The organism is Chitinivorax sp. PXF-14, assembly GCF_040812015.1.
In the GTDB taxonomy this organism is placed as follows: Bacteria; Pseudomonadota; Gammaproteobacteria; order Burkholderiales; family SCOH01; genus JBFNXJ01.
Window position 1 is genome coordinate 86,144 of sequence record NZ_JBFNXJ010000004.1, and the last position, 22,345, is coordinate 108,488.

16 protein-coding genes and 1 riboswitch are annotated in these 22,345 nt (G+C 63.9%); of the genes, 7 read left to right on the plus strand and 9 right to left on the minus strand.

Annotated elements, in window-relative coordinates:
- Positions 1 to 295: 295 nt before the first annotated feature.
- Positions 296 to 382, plus strand: a riboswitch (cyclic di-GMP riboswitch).
- Positions 383 to 535: 153 nt separating this feature from the next.
- Complete coding sequence (locus tag ABWL39_RS06795; RefSeq protein ID WP_367788409.1) at positions 536 to 2,908, plus strand: DUF1631 domain-containing protein; 2,373 nt, start codon at positions 536 to 538, stop codon at positions 2,906 to 2,908.
- 57 nt (positions 2,909 to 2,965) lie between these two features.
- Here the strand turns inward: ABWL39_RS06795 and ABWL39_RS06800 are convergent, their stop codons facing one another.
- A complete protein-coding gene (locus tag ABWL39_RS06800; RefSeq protein WP_367788411.1) occupies positions 2,966 to 3,766 on the minus strand; it encodes an IclR family transcriptional regulator in 801 nt (266 codons plus the stop codon).
- Positions 3,767 to 3,894: 128 nt separating this feature from the next.
- Here ABWL39_RS06800 and ABWL39_RS06805 point away from each other — a divergent pair, with 128 nt between their 5' ends.
- Both ABWL39_RS06805 and ABWL39_RS06810 read left to right on the plus strand, forming a co-directional pair.
- Positions 3,895 to 5,070, plus strand: coding sequence for an acyl-CoA dehydrogenase (locus ABWL39_RS06805; protein ID WP_367788413.1), 1,176 nt, complete (start codon positions 3,895 to 3,897; stop codon positions 5,068 to 5,070).
- Position 5,071: 1 nt separating this feature from the next.
- Positions 5,072 to 6,277 (plus strand): CaiB/BaiF CoA transferase family protein, encoded by a 1,206-nt coding sequence (locus ABWL39_RS06810; RefSeq protein ID WP_367788415.1) that lies wholly within the window; start codon positions 5,072 to 5,074, stop codon positions 6,275 to 6,277.
- A 30-nt stretch (positions 6,278 to 6,307) separates the two neighbouring features.
- Here ABWL39_RS06810 and ABWL39_RS06815 read toward each other — a convergent pair whose 3' ends face one another.
- From ABWL39_RS06815 to ABWL39_RS06825, 3 genes are all read right to left on the minus strand, one after another.
- A complete protein-coding gene (locus ABWL39_RS06815; RefSeq protein ID WP_367788417.1) occupies positions 6,308 to 7,921 on the minus strand; it encodes a methyl-accepting chemotaxis protein in 1,614 nt (537 codons plus the stop codon).
- 159 nt (positions 7,922 to 8,080) lie between these two features.
- Positions 8,081 to 9,694, minus strand: a complete 1,614-nt coding sequence (locus ABWL39_RS06820; RefSeq protein ID WP_367788419.1) for a methyl-accepting chemotaxis protein — start codon at positions 9,692 to 9,694, stop codon at positions 8,081 to 8,083.
- Positions 9,695 to 9,852: 158 nt separating this feature from the next.
- Positions 9,853 to 14,661, minus strand: coding sequence for an NAD-glutamate dehydrogenase (locus ABWL39_RS06825; RefSeq protein WP_367788421.1), 4,809 nt, complete (start codon positions 14,659 to 14,661; stop codon positions 9,853 to 9,855).
- A gap of 155 nt (positions 14,662 to 14,816) precedes the next feature.
- Between ABWL39_RS06825 and ABWL39_RS06830 the strand changes: the two genes are divergently transcribed.
- The 4 genes from ABWL39_RS06830 to ABWL39_RS06845 all read left to right on the plus strand — a co-directional run bounded on the left by ABWL39_RS06830 (position 14,817) and on the right by ABWL39_RS06845 (position 18,584).
- A complete protein-coding gene (locus tag ABWL39_RS06830; protein WP_367788423.1) occupies positions 14,817 to 16,595 on the plus strand; it encodes a PHA/PHB synthase family protein in 1,779 nt (592 codons plus the stop codon).
- Positions 16,596 to 16,747: 152 nt separating this feature from the next.
- Positions 16,748 to 17,227, plus strand: coding sequence for a hypothetical protein (locus ABWL39_RS06835; RefSeq protein ID WP_367788425.1), 480 nt, complete (start codon positions 16,748 to 16,750; stop codon positions 17,225 to 17,227).
- Positions 17,227 to 17,994, plus strand: a complete 768-nt coding sequence (locus ABWL39_RS06840) for a hypothetical protein (RefSeq protein WP_367788427.1) — start codon at positions 17,227 to 17,229, stop codon at positions 17,992 to 17,994. Before ABWL39_RS06835 ends, ABWL39_RS06840 begins: the two co-directional genes overlap by 1 nt.
- Positions 17,995 to 18,083: 89 nt before the next feature.
- On the plus strand, positions 18,084 to 18,584 hold the full coding sequence (locus ABWL39_RS06845) for a low molecular weight protein-tyrosine-phosphatase (RefSeq protein ID WP_367788429.1): 501 nt from the start codon (positions 18,084 to 18,086) through the stop codon (positions 18,582 to 18,584).
- A gap of 55 nt (positions 18,585 to 18,639) precedes the next feature.
- Here the strand turns inward: ABWL39_RS06845 and ABWL39_RS06850 are convergent, their stop codons facing one another.
- The 5 genes from ABWL39_RS06850 to kynA all read right to left on the minus strand — a co-directional run bounded on the left by ABWL39_RS06850 (position 18,640) and on the right by kynA (position 22,313).
- The gene (locus tag ABWL39_RS06850; protein WP_367788431.1) at positions 18,640 to 19,029 is read right to left on the minus strand and encodes a hypothetical protein; all 390 of its coding nucleotides are present in this window, start codon (positions 19,027 to 19,029) and stop codon (positions 18,640 to 18,642) included.
- 278 nt (positions 19,030 to 19,307) lie between these two features.
- Positions 19,308 to 19,865 carry a DUF2062 domain-containing protein gene (locus ABWL39_RS06855; RefSeq protein WP_367788433.1) on the minus strand — a complete coding sequence of 186 codons (558 nt, stop codon included), beginning with the start codon at positions 19,863 to 19,865 and terminating at the stop codon, positions 19,308 to 19,310.
- Between the two features lie 33 nt (positions 19,866 to 19,898).
- The gene (locus ABWL39_RS06860; RefSeq protein ID WP_367788435.1) at positions 19,899 to 20,168 is read right to left on the minus strand and encodes a hypothetical protein; all 270 of its coding nucleotides are present in this window, start codon (positions 20,166 to 20,168) and stop codon (positions 19,899 to 19,901) included.
- Positions 20,169 to 20,232: 64 nt separating this feature from the next.
- Positions 20,233 to 21,441, minus strand: a complete 1,209-nt coding sequence (locus ABWL39_RS06865) for an aminotransferase class V-fold PLP-dependent enzyme (RefSeq protein ID WP_367788437.1) — start codon at positions 21,439 to 21,441, stop codon at positions 20,233 to 20,235.
- Complete coding sequence (gene kynA, locus ABWL39_RS06870) at positions 21,438 to 22,313, minus strand: tryptophan 2,3-dioxygenase (protein ID WP_367788439.1); 876 nt, start codon at positions 22,311 to 22,313, stop codon at positions 21,438 to 21,440. The genes ABWL39_RS06865 and kynA overlap by 4 nt, the downstream gene beginning before the upstream one ends.
- Between the last annotated feature and the right edge of the window lie 32 nt (positions 22,314 to 22,345).

The following is a 22,345-nucleotide window of genomic DNA, read 5'->3' on the forward strand; positions in this document are numbered from 1 at the left end:
GGACGTAACGTGGGCTGAACGGATGGCTATCCACAGGCATGAGAATTTAACCTGTGGATAAGTTGCTTGCGGCTGCTTGCTTGGGGTAGGCTTTGTGTTTGGATGAGCAACGATAAGCGGCCTGTTTTTCATGATAAAACAAAGCCCTGCCTTGGGTTTTTGCTTGACATGGAACACAGGTAGTTTATTATTTGCTTATATGCTGACGTCAAAGTTGCGCTATACTAAGCCTAAGGCCCCGTGAAAAAAACGTGCCAAAAGGTCAAATAACAATGCGACGTGAGCAGATCGACGTCTTAAATCAGGGCAAACCCATCGAAAGATGGGGACGCAAAGTTTCCGGTCTACCGGGCGAGAGCCCCACGATAGCGGGATTGCTAAGAACGTTGAATCGGTTTAGCCTCCGAATTAGTGTCGAGGCCCGATTCTTCCTCTCTCAATACCCCCATCAAACCGGAAACAGCAGGGCTCGCTTTGAAATGGACGAGCTTGACCCGATGTTTTCGACATCGGTGTTAACGATGGGTATGAAATCATGAACAACACCGCACCGAACAAGGTTGTCTCTCTGAGTGACTATGATAAGGCTCGCAAGCCAGTCGCTGGCGAGCAGGGCTCCCTACTGTCCGAGTGCCGCGACATGGCGGCGGAACTGCTGTCAAAGTCGCTCGGCAAGATGCTCGACCGCATCGAGGAGTCGTTGTTCGAGCTTGCCGAGAAAGCCCTCAGCACCGACGTGCGCCAGATGTACATGGAGGCGCGCAGCAAGGCGCTCGAGCATCGCTCTGGCGTGGAGGCGGAATTCCGCCGCAATTTCCTGCAGGGCTTCAACAAGCGCCTGAGCAGCGGTGATGCCTCGTCGTTCAACAAGATCGATTTCTCCAAGCTGGAGTTGAGCCTCGTCGATGCTGACGACTTTGAGGCATCGCTCGCTGCGGCCGACATTGCCAAGCGCCTGCAGAGCAACTGCGGTGATGAGCTGCTGGCGCTCGACCGCCGCGTGGGTGAGCTGTTGAGCCTGCCCGAGCTCGGCGATGAAGACAACCCGATGGGCCCCAAGGCGATCTGCGAGGCTTTCAAGGATGCCTGCAACCAGTTGGAGACCGGGGTCAACGTCAAGCTGATCATCCTGAAACAGTTCGATCAGTTGATCTCTGACGATATCCAGGTCGTTTACCAGAACCTCAACCAGCACCTCGTCAAACGCAATGTATTGCCGGTGATCACCCCCGACATGCTGCGTCGCCGTGGCAGCGGCGCGGCCCCCACGGCACGCCCGACCAAGCCACAGCAGCCGGCAGCAGAGTTGCCGCCGCTGCCGCAGGCGGCACCGATGGCGCAGGGTGGAGAGGGTGAGCTGTTCTCGACGTTGCAGCAGTTGCTGTCTCGCAATGCCGGTGGCGCCCCTGCCGGTTTTGCGACCCCGCCCGGCGGTTTCCCCGAACTCAACACCGGTATGCTCGACATGCTGACCGATCTGCAGCACGGCAATTTCGAAACCGTGCTGGCCGGTGGCGCCGGCGTTGACGTCGGCTCGATGCTGGCGGGCACGCAGAACGTACTGCACGACATCAAGCGCTCGGCCATTGGCCAGCGTGCGAGCCAGGTCGATGCGATGACGATCGACATCGTCGCGATGTTGTTCGACTACATCTTCGACGACCGCCAGATACCGGACAAGATGAAGGCGCTGATCGGGCGCCTGCAGATTCCGGTGCTCAAGGTGGCGATGCTGGACAAGAGGTTCTTCTCCAAGAAGACGCACCCGGCGCGCCAGTTGCTTGATACCCTGGCGGCCGCTGCGATCGGCTGGAACGAGTCCGTTGGCGAGCAGGACCGGCTGTACACCAAGATCGACGAGATCGTCAGGAAGATTCTGGCGGGGTTCGAGGACAATCTCGAAATCTTCGACGATGCCAAGCAGGAGCTCGATGCCTTCCTGAGTGAGGAAGAGCGGCTGGCGCATGAGCGTGCCGAGACTTCGGCCAAGGTCATCTATGACCGCGAATGGCTGGAGATCGCGCGCGCGCTGGCGGAGGAAGAGGTCAACCGGCGCGTGTCGGCTAACGACATGCCGGACGTGATTCGTCAATTCCTCTCCATGCACTGGGTCAACCTGCTGCTGTCGGCCTACGTCAAGGAAGGCGGTGAGAGCGACACCTGGAAGCAGGGTCTGCAGACCATGGACGACCTGATCTGGAGCGTGCAGCCCAAGCGCTCTCCGGAAGAGCGCATGCGCTTGGTCGGCCTGCTGCCAAACATGCTCAAGCGCCTGGAGTCGGCGCTCGATATCAACCAGACGCCCAAGGATGCCCGCGAGAAGTTCTTTGCGGCCCTGGTGCAATGCCATGCTTCGGCCATCAAGGCGGGTATGGGGTCGGCCAAACTTGCCGAAGCCGGCGCGCTGCAATCGTCGGAGCCGATCTTTACGCCGCCACCCGCCTTGGTCGCTGTCGAAGAGCTGGTCCAGCAAGGTGCGCAGGAGCTGGTGCCGCTCGAAGACTTGCAGCCCAAGCCAGCGGCCAGCAGCTTTGAACTGGACCTGATTTCGTCGGCCAATGCGCGCCAGCCCGAAGAGTTGATCAAGTTGCGCGAGCAACTGCCAATCAAGCCGGCGGCGGATGCGGATGACTATGATGCGATGGCGGCCAATCTGGCGCGTGGCACATGGATCGAGTTCCGGCAGAACGATGAGAACCTGATCCTGGCCAAGCTGACCTGGGTCAGCCCGACCAAGAACATGTATGTGTTCACCAATCGCGAAGGCTTGAACGCGATGTCGATCAAGCTGGCTGGCCTGGCTGGCAAGTTGCGTAGCGGCGCGGCGCGGGTCGTTACCGAGGCGCCACTGGTCGATCGTGCTGTCAGCAGCATGCTGGATGCGTTGCAGAGCGGGGCCCGCGCCTAACTGCAGCCATCGTGCCCGATCAAGAAAAACGCCGCACGAATGCGGCGTTTTTCTTTGTCAGCCCGCATCGTCCTCCGCGAGCAGTGCGGCGACGTGCTGCGCCAGGTAGACCAGGCGTGGCCCCAGATCCTCTGTCAACTGCCGTGGGCGGATGCTGAAACCCGGCCCACCGCAGCTGAACACCACGACGTCCGACAATTCGGGGACGATGAGCGGTACCGCGACCGAGTTCACGTCCCGTTTCCATTCGCCGATCGACAGGCAGAAGCCGCGCCGGGCATAGTCTTCCATCGCGGCGCGAATGCCGATTTCCTGCTCCTGCCAGCGATCGCCCGCCCGCGCCTTGAGTTTTTCCATGATGTAGCTGCGTTCTGTGTTCGGCAAGCCGGCGAGAAAAGCGCGGCCGATCGAGGTCGTGGCGATCGGCATGTGCATGCCCACATCGAGCCGTAGCGTCACGGATGACCGGCTGCGGCAGTTCTCCAGATAGATCATGTCTAGCCGGTCGCGGGCGGCTAGCGATACCAGGGCATTGGAATAGTCAGCCAGGTCCTGCATCAAGGGGCGGACCAGCTCGCGGATGCGCAAGCTGCTGGCGGCGACATAGCCAAGCGACAGCACCGACGGGCCGATGCGATAGCCGTTGCCCTGCGCCGGGTGCAGGTAGCCGAGCTGCGTCAGCGTGTAGGTGAGGCGTGACACGGTCGACTTGGGCAGCCCGGTACGTCTGGCGATATCGCCGTTGCTGAGCGCCCGGTCGCCTACAGTGAAGCAACGCAGGATATCGAGTCCGCGGGCGAGGGCGGTGACGAACTGGCGGTCATCAGGCTGCTCGTCGTGGCTTGGTAAACTATCCATGTTCTGCAATGCGGCACAAATAGCCGCCAGTTTTGGCCGATGGTTGTCAGCATAGCGGCACTGGCTTATGTTTTCACTATCAATCAACTCACAACGTTCCGCATTGCGGAAAATACAGGATGGGCATCATGGCTGACAAAACTGCATTTCGTTGGGATGACCCGCTGTTGCTCGATGCACAGCTGAGCGACGAAGAGCGCATGATCCGCGACTCGGCGCGCGACTATTGCCAGGGCAAGCTGTTGCCGCGCGTGCGCGAGGCGAATCGCCACGAGTACTTTGACCGCGAGATCATGAGCGAAATGGGCGAGCTCGGCATGCTGGGGGCCACGATTCAGGGTTATGGCTGCGCCGGGGTCAATCATGTCAGCTACGGCTTGATCGCGAGGGAAGTGGAGCGTGTTGATAGTGGCTACCGCTCGGCCATGAGTGTGCAGTCGTCGTTGGTCATGTATCCGATTTACGCCTACGGCTCTGAGGCCCAGCGGGAAAAATACCTGCCCAAGCTAGCGAGCGGGCAGTGGGTGGGGTGTTTCGGCCTGACCGAGCCCAATCATGGCTCCGACCCTGGCGGCATGCTCACGCGGGCGCGCCGGGTGGACGGCGGCTGGCGGTTGTCCGGCGCCAAGATGTGGATTACCAATTCGCCGATCGCCGATGTCTTTGTCGTGTGGGGCAAAGATGAAGCCGGTGAGATTCGTGGTTTCATCCTGGAGAAGGGCATGCAGGGGCTGTCGGCACCCAAGATCGAAGGAAAATTCAGCCTGCGCGCCTCGATCACCGGCGAAATCGTGATGGACGCTGTGTTCGTGCCCGATGAACAGTTGCTCGATGTGAAGGGCCTCAAAGGGCCATTCGGCTGTCTCAACAAGGCCCGCTATGGCATTGCCTGGGGGGCCATGGGGGCCGCCGAGTTCTGCTGGCATGCCGCGCGCCAGTACACGCTCGACCGCCAGCAGTTTGGCCGCCCGCTCGCGGCGAACCAGATCATCCAGCTCAAGCTCGCCAATATGCAGACCGAGATCACGCTCGGGCTGCAGGCCGCGTTGCGTGTCGGCCGGCTGATCGACGAGGGGCAGTGGGCCCCCGAGATGATCTCGCTGATCAAGCGCAATAACTGCGGCAAGGCGCTCGACATTGCGCGCATGAGTCGCGACATGCACGGCGGCAATGGCATCTCAGACGAGTACGGCGTGATCCGGCACGTGATGAATCTCGAGGCGGTGAACACCTACGAGGGCACGCATGATGTCCACGCCCTGATCCTGGGCCGTGCCCAGACAGGCCTTCAGGCGTTCTTCTGAAATGGGGGCGCTGTCTCACCTCAAGGTGCTCGATCTGTCGAGGGTGCTGGCGGGGCCGTGGGCAAGCCAGATACTGGGGGACCTCGGTGCCGAGGTCATCAAGATCGAGCGTCCGGGCAGCGGCGACGATACCCGCGGCTGGGGGCCACCGTTCCTGCGCGACACGGACGGCAAGCCAACCAGCGAGGCCGCCTACTTCCTGTCGGCCAACCGCAACAAGCGTTCGGTCGCCATCGATATTGCCAAGCCCGAAGGACAGGCGCTGGTGCGCGAGCTGGCCGCGCAGTGCGACATCGTGCTGGAAAACTTCAAGGTCGGCGGGCTCAGGCAATATGGGCTCGACTACACCAGCCTCAAGGCGCTGAATCCACGGCTGATCTACTGCTCAATCACCGGCTTTGGCCAGGATGGCCCTTATGCCGACCGGGCCGGTTACGATTTCCTGATCCAGGGCATGGGCGGCTTGATGAGCCTCACGGGTGAGCTGGATGGCGACCCGCAGAAGGTCGGCGTCGCACTTACCGACATCATGACCGGCCTCTACGCCGCGATAGGCGTGCTCGCCGCCCTGGCCCACCGCGAGCGGACGGGAGAAGGGCAGCATATCGATCTTGCCTTGCTCGACGTGCAGATCGCCTGCCTCGCCAATCAGGCCATGAATTACCTGACGACCGGCGTGGCGCCGACACGGCTCGGCAACGCGCATCCCAATATCGTGCCCTATCAGGCCTTCCCGACCGCTGACGGCGACATCATCCTGGCGATAGGCAATGATGGCCAGTTCGCCCGCTTCTGCGAGGTGGCGGGCCAAGGCTGGGCCGGTGACGAACGCTTCGCCACCAATCGAGCCCGTGTCGATCACCGCCAGGTGCTGGTGCCGCTGATTCGCCAGACTACGGTCATGCGCACCACGGCAGACTGGATTGCTGCGCTGGAGCAGGCGGGGGTGCCATGCGGGCCGATCAACACGCTCGACCAAGTGTTTGCCGATCCGCAGGTTCGCCACCGGGAGATGCAGTTGAGCCTGTCCCATGCACTGGGTATCGGTGCGCCGTCGGTGGCCAGCCCGTTGCGGATGTCGTCCACGCCGGTCGACTACCGCCTTGCGCCGCCCATGCTGGGGCAGGATACGGCCGAGGTATTGCGCAACTGGCTGGGGCTGGACTCCGAGAGAATCGCCGCACTGCGTGCCGCCGGCGTGCTCTAGCAGGCCGCCAGGCCAGGGCGGCGAATCGCCCTAGAGCCGATAGGCCGACACCACCTGGCGCATCTCGGTGGCCAGGCGCTCCAGCATGCTTGCGTTGTCCGAGGTTTCCTGCGCTGCCGCGCTGGCTTCTTCCGCCATCTGGGCTATGCGCTCGATCTGCTGGGCGATGTTGTTGCTGGCGCTGCCTTGTTCGCGAATGGCATTGGTGATTTCGCTGACCATGCCGACGGTCTGGTGGGCGCTGCTGCCAATCTGGTGAATTGCCTGGCTGGCATCGTCGGCCCGTTTGACGCCGGCATCGACGTTGTTGACGGCGGCCTGCATGCTGCGGGCGACAAACTGTGCGCTCTCGCGCATGGAGCCGATGGTGCGCGTGATTTCCTGGGTCGCGCCGGAGGTCCGTTCCGCCAGCTTGCGTACCTCGTCTGCCACTACGGCGAAGCCCCGGCCTTGTTCGCCGGCCCGCGCCGCTTCGATTGCCGCGTTCAATGCCAGCAGATTGGTCTGGTCGGCGACTTCCTTGATCACGGCGATCACCTGGGCGACATCCTGGCTTTGCTGCTCGAGCAGCTGGATGCGCTCGGATGCCTCGCTGACCGACTCGGCAATGGTCTTGATATCGTGCACCGTCTGCGCGATGACCGATTCGCCCGAGGCCGCGAGCTCTCCCGCTTTCTCCGACAGCGCGTTGGCCTCGCTTGCGCGATCACCGACATGGTTGATGCTCACCGTCATTTCTTCGATGGTGGCGGCCGCGTTGGACGAGGACTCGCTCTGGCGGTTGGCTGCAATCGAGACCTGCTGCGATGTGCCGGCCATCTGGGTCGCCGCCTGCGCCACATTGGACGCCGCCGTGGCAATGCTCTGAAGATTTTGCTGCAAGCGATCGATCAGCTTGTTGAAGGCTTCGGTTGTCTCGCCAACCTCATCCCGGCCCGCGACGGTGGCGCGCTCGGTGAAGTCGAGCGAGGTTTCGATGTGATTGACCGCACCCCGCAAGCCGCGCAGTGAGCCGATGATGTGGCGATACAGGGTGAAGCTGAAGATGCCCGTCAGCAATACGCCTACCACGATGGAGACGATATTGATGATGCGGCCGGAGCGCACCGTGGCCTTGGTGGAGGCGTCCGCTTCGGCGGCCAGCTTGGCGTTGTACTTGATGTGGGCATTCAAGGCATTGATTGCAACGGTGACTTCTTTGGCCGCCTGGGTCACGGTCAGGTCCCGAGCCTGATCGCTTTGTCCCTTGCGTGAAAACTCCAGCACGCGGTTGCGAACGACGGCGTAGTTCGCGTAGGCCTGTCTGTCGGCTTCGAGCAGCCGCCTGTCCTCGTCATCGGAGATGATTTGTTCATAGCGTTTGAAGCTGTCCATCAACGCCTGTTCACCTGTGGTGATGATCTTGTCCTGCTCGGCCTTCTTGTTCTCGTCGTAGTTCAGGACATGCGACAGCGCTGCGCCGCGTACCGTCAGCAGCTCGCGCTGGCAGTCGGCCAACACCTCGATGCTGGGGACGACGTAGTCGTTCACAAGGTTGGCGGCACCACCCAGGGTCTGCTGCTGCTGGATCGCCACCCCACCGACGAAAAAGAGTGACAGCAAGGCGCAAGTGATCAGTAAAAGCAGCCGTTTCGCGATCGTCATGATACATCCCCCGTAGTGGCCCTAGCTCTGTGTTATAGGATTTGGGCGCGCGGATGCAAGCTCCGTGTTCGAGACGCGGAGGCGGGGGAGTGAAGGGGGATGGTGGAGGCTTGCAAGCGCGGGGCGAGGCTCCCCCGCGCTTGCATCGAGCGACGTCGTTTACAGCCGGTAGGCGGCTACCACGTCGTTCATCTGATGGGCCAGGCGGTCGAGCTCGGCCGCAGTGCTGGAGGTGCCGCCAGCCGCCGAGCTGACCTTCTCGGCCATGCTGGCGATGCCTTCGATCTGGCCGGCGATGCTGTTGCTGGCGCTGGCCTGCTCGCGGATGGCGTGGGTGATTTCATCGACCATGGCGACGACTTTGCTGGCGCCACCGCGGATCTGCACGATGGACTGTACCGCCAGGTCTGCGCGGCCGACGCCATGCTCGACCTTGGCCACGGCGCCCTGCATCGACGATACCGCCTCCTGCGCGCTGCGGCGCATGGCGTCGATGGTGCTGGCGATTTCCTGGGTGGAGCTGGCCGTGCGCTCCGCGAGTTTGCGCACTTCGTCGGCCACGACGGCAAAGCCGCGCCCCTGCTCGCCCGCCCGTGCCGCCTCGATGGCCGCGTTGAGGGCAAGCAGGTTGGTCTGGTCGGCCACTTCCTTGATCACCGCGACGACCGACGAGATCTGCTGGCTCTGCGCCTCGAGCTGATGGATGCGATCGGCGGCGCCGGCCACCGAGTGGGAAATGTCCTTGATGTCTGCCACTGTCTGACCGATGACGGTTTCCCCGGTTTCCGCCAGTTTGCCCGATTCTTCCGACAGTTGATTCGCCTCGGTGGCGCGGTCGCCAACGTGGTTGATGCTCACGGTCATCTGCTGGATCGTCGCGGCCATATTGGCCGATGCCTCGTTCTGCCGTTCCGAGGTGACCGACACTTCCTGCGCGGTCTCGGCCATCTGGTCCGCCGAGAGGGCGACTTCGCGCGCCGCGCTGGAGATGGTCTTGAGGCTGTCCTGCAGGCGATCGAGCAGTCGATTGAAGGCCTCGATGGTTTGCCCGACCTCGTCACGGCGCGAGACGGTGGCCCGCTGGGTGAAATCGAGGTTCTTCTCGATCGAGGTGACGACGTTGCGCATCTTGGAGAGCGAGCCGACGATGCTACGGTGCAGCAGCAGCCCGATCGTCCCGGTAACGGCGATGGCCGCGAGCACCACGCCCAGGCTGGCGGCGAAGCCGCTCTTGCTGTCGTGTTCGGCCTGGGCCTGGGCATCCGCCGCGATCTTGCCGTTGTAGCCGGCGTGATTGTTGAGCGCTTCCATCGCCTTCAGCGCCAGCGGCTTGCCCTCGTTGGCGGCCATATCCTTGGCCGAATCGCTCTGGTTCTGGCGCGACAGGTCCAGCTCCTTGTTCATCACCACGTAGTAGGCATTGATGGCCGCCTGGTCGGCTGCCAGCAGGGCGCGGTCCTTTTCGTCGACCGCCAGCTTGGCGTAGGCCTTGAGCTTGCCGTCGATCTCCTGCTGATGGGCCTTGATCGTCTGTTCGATGGCGGGGGTCTTGGAGTCGTCGTAGTTCAGCATGTGCACATAGGCCGTGAGCTGAATCTCGAGGAAGTCCTTGCGGATGCTGTCGATGGTTGTCACGCGGGGCATAACGTCGCTGGTTACCACATTGAGCTTGGTGTTGGCGTTGCGCACCTGAAGAAAGCTCAGGCCGCCTACGATCAGCAGCGCGACGATGCCGACCGCGATGAGTGCGAGCAGACGCTTGGCAATGGACATCGGTTGTCTCTCCTTGTGCTTGTTGTTCTGGCGTGTGTTACAGAATAGACGAGTGAAAGGCTGTTTGCCTGAAACTGTATATTATGATTTTCTGATTGTCATTCGGGTGCCGATCGCTTCCCCGCATGGCGCGCCAGCCGTCCCGCATGCAAGCTGGCCTAGCCGCCGAGCAGATGGTTCCTGACCTCACGCAGTGCGGCGGACAGCATCGCCAGATCGGGATTGGGCTGGGCCTGCAACTCGCCGAATACCATGCGGCAGGCGTTGACGGCTGCTTCGTGGCGGTTCAGCCAGGTGTCCACGGCATCCGCGCCGAGCAGCGATTGCCCGGTCTGCAACACGAGCGCCGTGAGTGCGCGCTGCTGCCGATAAAGGTCGTCGCGCAGCGCCGAGCGTGCCAGTGTGTTCCAGCGGTTGTCGCGCGGCAGGCGGTTGATGGCCGACAGCAGCCAATCGAATTGCAGCCGCGAGCCGATGTCGTGGTAGACGCCAGCCACCGCCAGCGGCTCGCTCTGGTTGGCATGCGAGATGTCGAGGATGTCGAGCGTCGACAGCATCGGCTCCGCATGGGCGATCTGCAGCAGCAGCGGCACCGGCACGCCCGCCGCGCGGTATTGCTGCACCAGCGCCTGGCAGCGCGCGCGTTCCTCGCCCATGACGAGTTCCGGCATGGCCTCGGCCAGCATGGCGACGCCGCTGCGGTAGTGCTCGACGATGTCAAGCCCGTCGCTGGCTACCCGGCAGTTGCGCAGCATCCAGCGCGTCGCGCGTTCCACCAGCTTGCGCAGTTCCAGTTGCAGCGCGGTCTGCGTGGCCGTGTCCACGCGGTTGTCGAGCGCCTCGATATCGGCCCAGCGCTGCGGCGCCTGGAACACCTGGCAGGCGGCGTGCCAGGCACGCGCCACGTCGGCGGGCGGGCTGCCGGTTTCCTCGTTGAGGCGGAACACGAAAGAAAGCCCCATGCGGTTGACCAGCTGATTGGTCAGGTGAGTGGCGACGATCTCGCGCTTCAGCGTGTGTTCGAGCATCTGGTCGGAGAAGCGTTGGCACAGCGCCTGCGGAAAATATTCGGTGAGCAGCAGCGTGAATTCCATCGCGTCGGGCAGCGGCGAGTCGAGCAGCTGTTCATACAGCTCGATCTTCGAGTAGGCGAGCAGCACCGCAAGCTCGGGCCGCGTGAGCCCCTGGCGCGCCAGCCGGCGCTCGGCGATTTCCTCTTCGCTCGGCAGGTATTCGATGCGCCGCGACAGCTTGCCACTGCGCTCCAGTGCCTGGATCAACCGCGCGTGCACGCCGAGCATCGGCGCCGCCAGCACTTCGGAATGGCTGAGCGCTGCCGTCTGCAGATAGTTGTCACGCAGCACGAGTGCCGCGACGTCGTCGGTCATCTCGGCCAGCAGCTGGTTGCGGTGCTTGAGCGTCAGGTCGCCTTCGGCCACCACGCTGTTGAGCAGAATCTTGATGTTGACTTCGTGGTCCGAGCAGTCGACCCCGCCCGAGTTGTCGATCGCATCGCTGTTGATGCGGCCCCCGCCCAAGGCGTATTCGATACGGCCGAGCTGGGTGAAGCCCAGGTTGCCGCCTTCGCCCACCACCTTGCAGCGCAGCTCGCGGCCATCGACACGCAGGCCGTCGTTGCCGCGGTCGTTGGCGTCGAGCTGGCTCTGGCGGCTGGCCTTGACATAGGTGCCGATACCGCCGTTGTAGAGCAGGTCGACCGGCGCCTTGAGCAGCTCGTGGATCAGCTCGTTCGGCGTCATCGCGCGGGCCTCCAGCCCCAGCGCGGCGCAGGCTTCGGCCGAGGGGGTGATCGACTTGGCGCTGCGTGCGTGGATGCCGCCGCCAGCCGAGATCAGCGAGGCATCGTAGTCAGCCCACGATGAGCGCGGCAGGCCGAACAGGCGCTCGCGCTCGACGAAGCTGGCCTCGGCATCCGGGTTCGGGTCGAGGAAGATGTGGCGGTGGTCGAAGGCCGCCAGTAGCCTGATATGGCGCGACAGCAGCATGCCGTTGCCGAACACGTCGCCCGACATGTCGCCGATGCCGACCACAGTGAAGTCGCTGCTCTGGATGTCGCGCCCCAGCTCGCGGAAATGGCGCTTGACCGATTCCCAGGCGCCACGCGCGGTGATCGCCATCTTCTTGTGGTCGTAGCCGTTGGCGCCCCCCGAGGCGAAGGCGTCGCCAAGCCAGAAGCCGTATTCGGCCGCCACCGCGTTGGCGATGTCGGAAAACGCGGCGGTGCCCTTGTCGGCCGCAACCACCAGGTAGGGGTCGTCGCCATCGTGCCGCACCACCTCGGGTGGCGGCACGATGGTGCTGCCCTGGCGGTTGTCGGTCAGATCGAGCAGGCCGCGGATGAAGGTCTGGTAGCAGGCGATGCCCTCGGCCAGCACGGCTTCGCGGTCGCCCGCCGGCGGCTGCTTGCAGACGAAGCCACCCTTGGAGCCGACGGGCACGATCACGGCGTTCTTCACCATCTGCGCCTTGACGAGCCCCAGCACCTCGGTACGGAAATCCTCCATGCGGTCGGACCAGCGCAAGCCGCCGCGCGCCACCTTGCCGCCGCGCAGGTGCACGCCCTCGACGCGCGGCGAGTACACCCAGATTTCGACCATCGGCTTGGGCAACGGCAGGAAATCGATCGCGCGCGAATCGAGCTTGAACGACAGATAGGGCTTGGGCGAGCCATCCGCCGCCATCTGGAAATAGTTGGTGCGCAGCGTGGCCAGGACCACGGTCAGAAAGCTGCGCAGGATGCGGTCATCGTCGAGGTTGGCGACCAGGTCGAGGCTGGCGCGGATCTCGGCGACCAGCGCATCGGTTGTGCTGGCGGTGCCCGGCTCGCGTGCGCTGGCGGGGTCGTGGCGCAGCGTGAACAGGCGCACCAGGCGGGCCACCAGCGGGGCGTGGCCGGCCAGGCATTGCTCGATGTAGCTCTGGCTGAAGGTGAGCCCCGCCTGCCGCAGGTATTTGCTGTAGGCGCGTACCAGCGCCACTTCGCGCCAGGCGAGGCCGGCACGCAGGATGAGGCGGTTGAGCCCGTCGTTTTCCGCCTCGCCCGAGAAGACGCGCGCAAAGGTTTCGGTGAAACGGCTGCGTACGGCCTCGTCGGCGAGCCTGTCGGCGTCGCCGAGCTGCAGGGCGAAATCGGTGATCCAGCCATTGCTGCCGTCATCCAGGTGGATGCCGTAGGGGCGTTCTTCGAGCACCTGCGCGCCCATGTTCTCGAGCATCGGCAGCGTGCGCGACAGGCTGATTTCGCCGGCGCGGAACAGCTTCAGGTGGGCGCGGTCGAGCGCCTGATTCAGCGCCAGGCCAATCGTGGCATCGTCACCGAGCGCCTCGAGCTTGAGGATGTCTTGCACCGCGTGGCGCGGCAGGAAATCTTCCCGGTAGGCCGCCGGAAAGGCGCGCCGATACTTGCGCAGCAGCTGATTGCCGCGTTCTTCGCCACAGCTCTCGATGAGTGCCTCGGCCATGGCATCCTGCCACGGGCGGCAAGCCTGGGCGACCTGGGCTTCAAGCAGCGCGCCGTCGAAGTCGGGCTGGCTGCCGGTGGGGATGCGGATGATGAATTCGATGCGCGCCAGCAGCGATTCGGACAAGGTCACCCAGAATTCGGCCGCCATGCCGGCAAAGGCATCGAGCAGGATCTGCTGCACCTTGTTGCGCACATCGGTATTCCAGTTGTCGCGCGGCACGAACAACAGGCAGGACAGGTAGCGGCGGTACACGTCCTCGCGCACGAACAGCCGGACGCGCTGGCGCTCCTGCAGGTTGACGATGCCGTGGCTGAATTCCGCCAGCGTCTCGAGCGGGATTTCGAGCAGCTCGTCGCGCGGATAGGTCTCCAGCACGTTGAGCAGCGCCTTCGCCTTGTGGCTGCCGGCGAGATAGGTGGAGCTCGCCAGCACCGCGTTGACCTTGTCGCGCAGCAAGGGCGTGGTGCGCGGGTTGGCGTTGTAGATGTCGGCGGTATACAGGCCGAGGAAGCGGTGCTCGCCGATGACCTTGCCGGCCGCGCTGTAGCGCTTGATGCCGATATAGTCGAGATAGCCGGTGCGATGCACGGTGGCGCGTGTATTCGATTTGGTCAGGATCAGCGGGTGCGGGTCGTGGGCACGCTTGCGGATGGCGGCCGGCAGCGCCTCGAAACTCTTCGAGTGGCTGCGCTCGGCCGTCTCGCGCAGGATGCCGAGCCCGCTGCCGGCGGCGATCTCCAGCCGGTCTTCGCGGCCGTGGTGGGTCAGCTCGTAACAGCGGTAGCCCAGGAAGGTGAAATGGTTGTCGGCAACCCAGCCGAGAAACGCCAGAATCTCGTTGCGTTCATGTTCGTCGGTATCCAGCTTTGCCCGGGTCAGCTCGCTGCTGGCGTCGTTCATGCGCACCAGCATCTGGCGCCAGTCTTCGACGGCGGCGCGTACCTGCGCGAGCACGTGGCTCAGCTCGTCGTGGATCGCTTTCAGCGCATCGGCCCCCGATTGGCGATCTACCTCGAAGTGCATATAGGATTCGAGCCGGCAATTGGGCGCATCCTTGTTGCACAGGCTCTGGTAGCCATGCCCGTCGTCGCGGCTCAGTGCCACCACGGGGTGCACGATCAGGTGGATCGTCAGGCCCCGCGTGTTGAGTGCCATGCTGACCGAGTCGACCAGAAACGGCATGTCGTCGTTCACCACCTCGATAACTGTGTGGGTCGACTGCCAGCCGTCGGTTTCGAAATCGGGGTTGTAGACCCGCACCAGCGCCTGGCCCAATTCGCGCGCGCGGCCAAGCTGCCAGTGGGCAAAGGCCGCGCCGAACAGGTCGAGCGGGTTGTGCTGGATCAGATCATCCTCGGCGACATCCGCATAATAGTGCTCGATGAAGGGCCCGATCTGGGCATCGAGGCCGGGCGCCAGCGCGCTGCGCGCATGTTCGAGTACCTGTTCCAGCAGGCGTTGTTTGGCGGTAAACGCAGACATGGCGGGCTCCTGTGGAGGCTCCAGTAGGTAAAGGTGGCCGCATCGGGCCGGGGTAATCCCACTATAGATCAATCCATCCCGGCGTATGTCCGGGGCCTCGTGCATTCGCGTGCCAATGGCTTTATGCTGTACAGATACAGGAGGAAGCCACAACAATGTCAGAAAACAAGCCCGCAGACCCCGCCCAACTTGCCGTACAGTTCAAGGACCTGATGGAGCGCGCGCAGCGCGTGAGCAACCGCTTGACCCGCCAGCCGGACAAGCAGTTTCACGTGCTCGATACGCAGATGATGATGCAGACGCTGCAGGACTGGGGTAGCCACCTGCTCGCCAACCCGAACAAGCTCGTGCAGATGCAGATGGCCTACTGGCAGGATGCCGCCGAGCTGTGGAAGCGCAGCTGGGAGCACTGGGCGCTGCAGGCGCCGGTTAAGCCGGTGGCCGACGCACCGGCCGGCGACAAGCGATTCAAGGACGATACCTGGGCCCAGCACGCGGCCTATGACTTCATCAAGCAGTCCTACCTGCTGGCGTCCAACCACCTGATGGGGGCCGTCGAGCGGACCGACGGGCTCGATCCGCACACGCGCAAGAAGGTCGCGTTCTACCTGCGGCAGATGGTCGATGCGATGTCGCCGACCAATTTCGTCGCCACCAATCCGCAGGTACTCAAGGAAACCATCGACAGCAACGGCGAGAACCTGATCCGCGGCATGCGCGCGATGCTCGACGACATGGAGCGCGGCGACGGCCGGCTCGCCACGCAGATGACCGACACCAAGGCATTCAAGCTCGGCGAGAACATCGCCGTCACGCCGGGTAGGGTGGTGTTCCAGAACGAGCTGATGCAGCTGATCCAGTACGCGCCCAGCACCGAGAAGGTGCACCAGCGGCCGCTGCTGATCATCCCGCCGTGGATCAACAAGTTCTACATTCTCGACCTCAAGCCCAAGAATTCGCTGATCAAGTGGGCGGTGGACCAGGGCCATACCGTGTTCGTCATCAGCTGGGTCAACCCGGACGAAAAACTCAGGTACAAGCATTTCGAGGACTACATGCTCGAAGGCCCGCTGGCCGCGCTCGACGCGATCGAAAAGGCGACCGGCGAGAAGGACGTCAAGGCGCTTGCCTACTGCATCGGCGGCACGCTGCTGGCCTCGACGCTGGCCTATATGGCGAGCAAGAAGGACAACCGCATCAAGGCCGCCACCTTCATGACGACGCTGATGGATTTCTCCGACATCGGCGAGCTCGAAGTCTTCGTCGACGAGCAGCAGTTCGAGCGCCTCGAGGCGCACATGAACGAGAAGGGCTATCTCGAAGGCCACCAGATGGCCGAGGTGTTCAACCTGCTGCGCGAGAACGACCTGATCTGGTCCTTCGTCATCAACAACTACCTGCTGGGGCGCGACCCGATGCCCTTCGACCTGCTGTACTGGAACAGCGACTCGACGCGCATGCCGGCCACCATGCACAGCTTCTACCTGCGCAATATGTACCTCTACAACCGGCTGCGCGAGCCAGGCGGCATCACGCTCGCCGACACGCCGATCGACCTGCGCCAGATCAAGACGCCGGCCTACTGGATCTCGACGCGCGAAGACCATATCGCGCCGTGGCAGACCACCTATCTCGGCACCAAGCTGCTGAAGGGCCCGAAGCGCTTCGTGCTCGGCGGCTCGGGCCATATCGCCGGCATCGTCAACCCGCCCGCTGCCAACAAGTATGGCTACATGACCAACGACGTGATCTGCGAGACCGCCGACGCGTGGCTGGCCGACGCCAAGCCCAACGAGGGCTCGTGGTGGCTCGACTGGGCCGAATGGGTCAAGCCCTACAACGGCAAGCAGGTCGCGGCTCGGGTACCGGGCGAGGGCGGCTTGCCGGCGCTGGAAGAGGCGCCGGGCAGCTATGTGAAGGCCAGGCTGGTCTAGGCTGGTCTGGTCGGTGTGGGCGGCGCGGACGTTGGCCTGGCACGTCCGCCTGGCGGGCACCCTGGCGTGCCCAGGGGCCGCGCCCCGCTTGCCTTGCAGCCTGGCCTGCGTTAGCGTGCGCCAGCGTCGATTTGCTCTGAGAGAACCCAAACATGCCTACTTCCCGATTCAGCACCAGCCGGTTGGCCAGGTGCTGCCATGGCCTGCTGCTTGGCGGGCTGGTGTCCCTCGGCGGCCTGGCCGCCTGCTCGTCCACCGCGCCGGTTCACGCCTACGAAGGCGACAAGCGCGCCGAACAGTCGCTCGCCCTGTTGACCGCCACCCAGTCCGGCCCGGCCGGGCTCGAGTTCTATTCGATCGACGGCCGCGTCTATGGCTCGCCGATGGGGCGGCCGCTGGCGGCCTATGTGCCGCCGGGCGAGCACGAAATCGTGCTGCGCTGGATACATGAATTCACGCCGAGCGACTACATCCGCTCGGAGGTCGTCTACCACCTGCGGGTCGCGCCAAGGCAGCGCTACACCTTCCGCTTCCAGGAAACCGTCGAGGACCAGGGCCGCCGTGTCGATTTCTGGGCCGAAGACGCGGCGAGCAGCGAGCACATCCAGCCGGACAGCAGCAAGGCGTTTTGATGTTCAAGGCTATCCGCATCGCCATCCTGCTGTTCATCCTGGTCAATGTCGCGCTGGCGACGGTGCTGGCCAAATACCGCACTACCGACTGGAAACAGCCGTTGCGCGTGGTGATCTACCCCCTCAACGGCGACCGCAGCGAGGCGAGCGCGGCCTATCTCACGAGCCTTGGCGACGCGAGCTTCGAGCCGATCGCCGTGTTCATGCAGGAAGAAGGCAGGCGCTACGACGTTGCGCTCAACGAGCCGGTGCAGGTGCGCCTCGGGCCGGTCGTCGACGAATTGCCGCCGGCGCCGCCGACATCGGGCAACCCGCTGGCGGTGATGGCCTGGAGCCTGCAGCTGCGCTACTGGGCATGGCGCCACGACACGGCGGCGGGCGGCAAGCCCGATATCCGGCTGTTCGTGCTCTATCACGACCCGGCCACCCATGCGGTGCTGGCGCACTCGCTCGGCCTGGAGAAGGGGCTGATCGGCGTCGTCAACGCGTTTGCCGCTCACTCGATGGCCGGCAGCAACAATATGGTGATCACGCATGAGATGCTGCATACGCTCGGCGCTACCGACAAATACGAGATGGGCAGCAATCTGCCGCGCTTCCCCGTGGGCTACGCCGAGCCCGAGCTCGCGCCGCGCTATCCGCAGCGCTTCGCTGAGATCATGGCCGGGCGTATCGCCGTCAGCGAACAGAAGGCGGTGATCCCCGATGGGCTCGCCACGACGCTGATCGGCACCGAGACGGCACGCGAGATCCGCTGGATGAAGTAGGGCCGGGCATCGCGCGGGTGTTTGCTTCTTGCCGGGCGAAATGTGACAATTCAAGCCTCACTGCTGCTGCCAGTTTTGTTGTTAAGTAAATGAATAGTAAAGATAAAGTCTCTGTCCTTTTCGTCTGCATGGGCAACATCTGCCGCTCGCCGACGGCCGAGGGCGTGTTCCGCCAGTATGTCGAAACCGCCGGGCTTGCACGCCGCGTGCTGATCGACTCGGCCGGCACGCATGGCTACCATGCCGGCGAGCAGCCCGACGCGCGCGCGATGGCGGCAGCCCTGCGGCGCGGCTATGACCTGAGCCAGCAGCGGGCGCGCAAGGTGGCGCCGGCCGACTTCGCCCGCTTCGACCTGGTGCTGGCGATGGACCAGGGCAATCTGCAGAATCTGCAGCAGATCTGTCCGCCCCAGCATGCCGCCAACCTGAAGCTGTTCCTGAGCTATGGCCGCCGTTTTGACGAGCGCGAGGTTCCCGATCCGTATTACGGCGGCGCCAATGGCTTCGAGCGGGTGCTCGATCTGATCGAGGATGCGTCCGAGGGCCTGCTGTCGGACGTGCGCAAGCGCTTGTCCAACGTCGTGGCCTAGACCCGAGCTGACCGGGCCGATGGTGTGAATGAAACGGGGCATCGCGCCCCGTTTTTCATTGCGGGGCAGCTTGCGGTTTGGGGGCCACTGCTTCGAACGCAATGCCCTTGCCGTCCGGCGAGGTGAACTTGCCCACGGTTTCGCCCTGTTTCTCCGCCTTCCGGTCGAGCTCGGTCAGCGTGCATTGCTGCAGGTCGATTTCGTACAGCGTCTTGCCGTCCTGCAGCTGGAACAGGTTGTCGTCGATCTGGCGCAGCTTGATCTCACCAAACTCGCTTTCATCGTCGAGGCGGTGCTTGCGCTGGCAGTCCGGCATGCGGGCCACGGTGAGCCAGCGCTCCCAGTCCCGGCTCCAGAAGGTGTTCTTGATACGCTGCAAGGTGAACGAGCGGCTGGCGTCGATCTGGTAGGAGCTGGTTTCCTGTTTGCAGCCGGTGAGGCTCATGCAGAGCAGGAGGAGGGCAGGAAGCAGGGGGGAGCGCGATTTCATTGCATGGAGGTGTCGTGCGATGCCAGCCGTCAGTATAGCCACAAGCCGCAATGCCGCGCCAATCGGGCGACCCGGCGATCCGCCTGCTGATGGTGCTTGGTGCCGGCGCCAGCGGGGAATGACTGCCTTTGCTGGCTTTTGTTAGTGTTGGTCCATTGCTGATCCGCCGCCGATCCGGCCCCGCCATTCAACGCGGCTTCAATACTGGCGCGCACTCAAGCCCGGCTGAGCAACTAGTCTTGCCTGCCAGCCTCGCGCCGCGCCCGCGCCCGCGCCCGCCAGGCGAGCCGGGTATGGGCGATCCACAAGGTGTTGACGGTGATGTAGCCGAGCACGGCGAGCGCCGTGGCCAGCGTCGGCAGGCCGACCAGCAGCGGCGTGCCGAGGCTCGTCATCCAGCCGAGGCCGGCGCTCAGCCAGTCGCCCGGTGCCAGCTGGGCAAACACAGGTGCCGCCACGGCGCGGGCATGCGTGCCGAGCAGCCATTTGCCGATTTCGAAGGCGAGCAGATAAAGCGGGACGATGGTCAGCGGGTTGGTATACAGCGTGGTGGCCATCGCCACCGGCAGGTTGCGCTTGAACGCGAGCGCCAGCAGCGCCCCGCTCAGCATCTGCAGCGGGCCGGGCACCAGGCCCGAAAACAGGCCGATCGCCACGCCGCCGGCGACCGAGCGGCGGTTCAGGTGCCATAGATTGGGGTGAGTGAGCCACGGCGCGATATGCCGCAGGTAACGGTGCTCGCGCAGCGTGTGGGGCTCGGGCAGGAAACGCTTGAAGAACTTGGGCCGCAAGGTTCCGTCCGTTCCCCTGATCCCGGGCCGTGCTCAGTGCAGCTGGGCTTCGCGCAGGAAGCGAACCACGCCGCGGTGCTTGACGAGGTAGCTACCTTCGCCGAGGTCTTGGGCTTCTTCGAGCTCGCGCACGGTGAAGTCGACTTCCTCGCCGTTGACCGTCATTTCCAGCAGCACGTCGTCCGTGTCGAGCTGGCCATGCACCGCGCGGATATAGCTCGGGCGAGCCACGTCATCGTTGAGTTGGATCAGGTCGGCGTTGTTTAGCTGGAGCAGGATGTCGGAGCGTAATGTCTTGTACATGGTGTGTACCTCGATAGCGGGCGCAGTGGTGCCTGCTATCGATATGCGGGCCAACTCCGGCTTTTCAAGCCCCTTGCAGCAGGCCGGCCAGCTTGTCGGCCGCGGTCGCCAGCTCGGCATTGGTGTTGAGCAGGTCGGGGCATAGCCGCAGGCGCTCGCCGCGTGCATCGATGTTGATGCCGAGCACCTTGAGCCCACGCGCGATCTCCGGTGCCTTGGGGTGGTGCACGCAGAGGAAGGCGCCGTGGCGGTGGTCGGCCCCCTGTGCCGCGATGCCGTGGGCAGCCAGCGCCTGCTTCAGCCACTGTAATTGCCCGAGCGAATAGGCGCGCAGCCGCTCGACGCCGATTGCCGCGAGAAACTCCTGGCCGCTGCGCGATTGATAGTAGGTCAGCACCGGTGGTGTCGATTCGAGCCAGGCGTCGCCGCCAGCGCCGAAGCGTAGCGGGTCGGGGCGCGCGTAGGCGAAGGGCTCGGCCTTGGCGAACCAGCCGGTATCGAGCGTGATCAGCCCCTGGCTGATGCTGTGCGGCGACACGTAGAGCCAGCAGGCGCCGGGCCCGCCACGCAGGTATTTGTAGCTGCCGCCGATGGCGAAATCGCAAGCCAGGTGGCCGACATCGACCGGAATCACGCCCACTGCGTGATAGACATCGACCAGCACGCGCGCGCCAACATCGTGACCATGCCGGATCAGATGTTCGAGATTGGCGAGAATCTGCGCCGTGGCGAACATTACCTGCGACACCACCACCAGGTCGGTCCCTGGCGTGATGGCGGCGATCAGCGCCTCGATGTCGTAATCACCCGCGGCATTGGGCTCGACATAGTGCAGCGCGATGCGGCCCATGGCCTGGTATTGCTTGAGGATGAAGTCGATCGAGTCGAATTCGCCGCGTGTCGTCACCACGCGGATCGGCTCGCGATAGCTGTTGAGCACCGCCCGCAACCCTTGCCCGGCGCTGGTCTTGGGCACCACGCAATCGGCCCGCGGCGCGCCGATCAGGGCTGCGATGCGCGCCCGGTAGTGCTGCTGCTCGGTGAGCCATGCATCCCAGGCGTCGTCCATGCGGTGCTGCCACAGGCTTAGCCCTTCGGCGACATCGTGCATCGCCTGGTCGAGCGGCCGGCCGAGCGAATGGTTGGCGAGGTAGATTTCATCGCGCGACAGTACCTGCGAAAACAGCGGCGCGATATGCAGGTGAACGGCCTGCTCGGTCAGCGCGTCGTCGCCGAGGTATTGCAGGGCGCGCTCGAGGTAGCTCGATATCATCGTCCAATCTCCGTGCGCACGTCGATCAGCTCTGGAAAGAAGGTCAGCTCCAGCGCGCGCTTGAGAAAGCTGACCCCGCTCGAGCCACCGGTGCCTTTCTGAAAGCCGATGATGCGCTCGACCGTCTTCATGTGGCGGAAGCGCCAGAGCTGGAACGACTCTTCGACATCGACCAGCTTTTCCGCCATCTCATAGGTATCCCAATGCGTTTTCGGGGCATCGTAGATCGCCTTGAACACCGGGATCAGCGCCGGGTTGCGCTGATAGGGCTGCGACCAGTCGCGCTCGATGCAGGCGGATGGCACGGGCAGGCCGCGCCGCGCCAGGTGGCGCAGGAATTCGTCGTACAGGCTGGGCGCATCGAGCAGGGCCTTGAGCGCCTGGTATTTCTCCGGCTCGTGGCGGAACACGTCGAGCATCGCCGCATGCTTGTTGCCGAGCAGGAATTCGATCGAGCGGTACTGGTGCGACTGAAAGCCCGACGAGCTGCCGAGTGCGGGGCGGAATTCGGCGTACTCCGACGGCGTCAGCGTCTCCAGCACGGCCCACTGTTCGAACAGCTGGCGCTGGATCTGCTTCACCCGCGCGAGGATCTTGAAGCAGGGGCCGAGCTGGTCCTGCCGGACGTAGCCGATGGCGGCCTTGAGCTCGTGCAGCATCAGCTTCATCCACAGCTCGGAAGTCTGGTGCTGCACGATGAACAGCATCTCGTCATGCAAGGGCGGGTTGGACAGCGGGCGCTGGCATGCCAGCAGTTCATCGAGGCAGAGATAGCCGCCGTAGCTCATGCGATCGGATAGATCGGTGACGATGCCCGGCTCGAGTTCGCGTTTGTTCACTTGTGGTGTCCCGTGGCGGTGAGGTCGTTCCATTGTTGGCTGCCATGGTCACGAAAGCAAGGAAG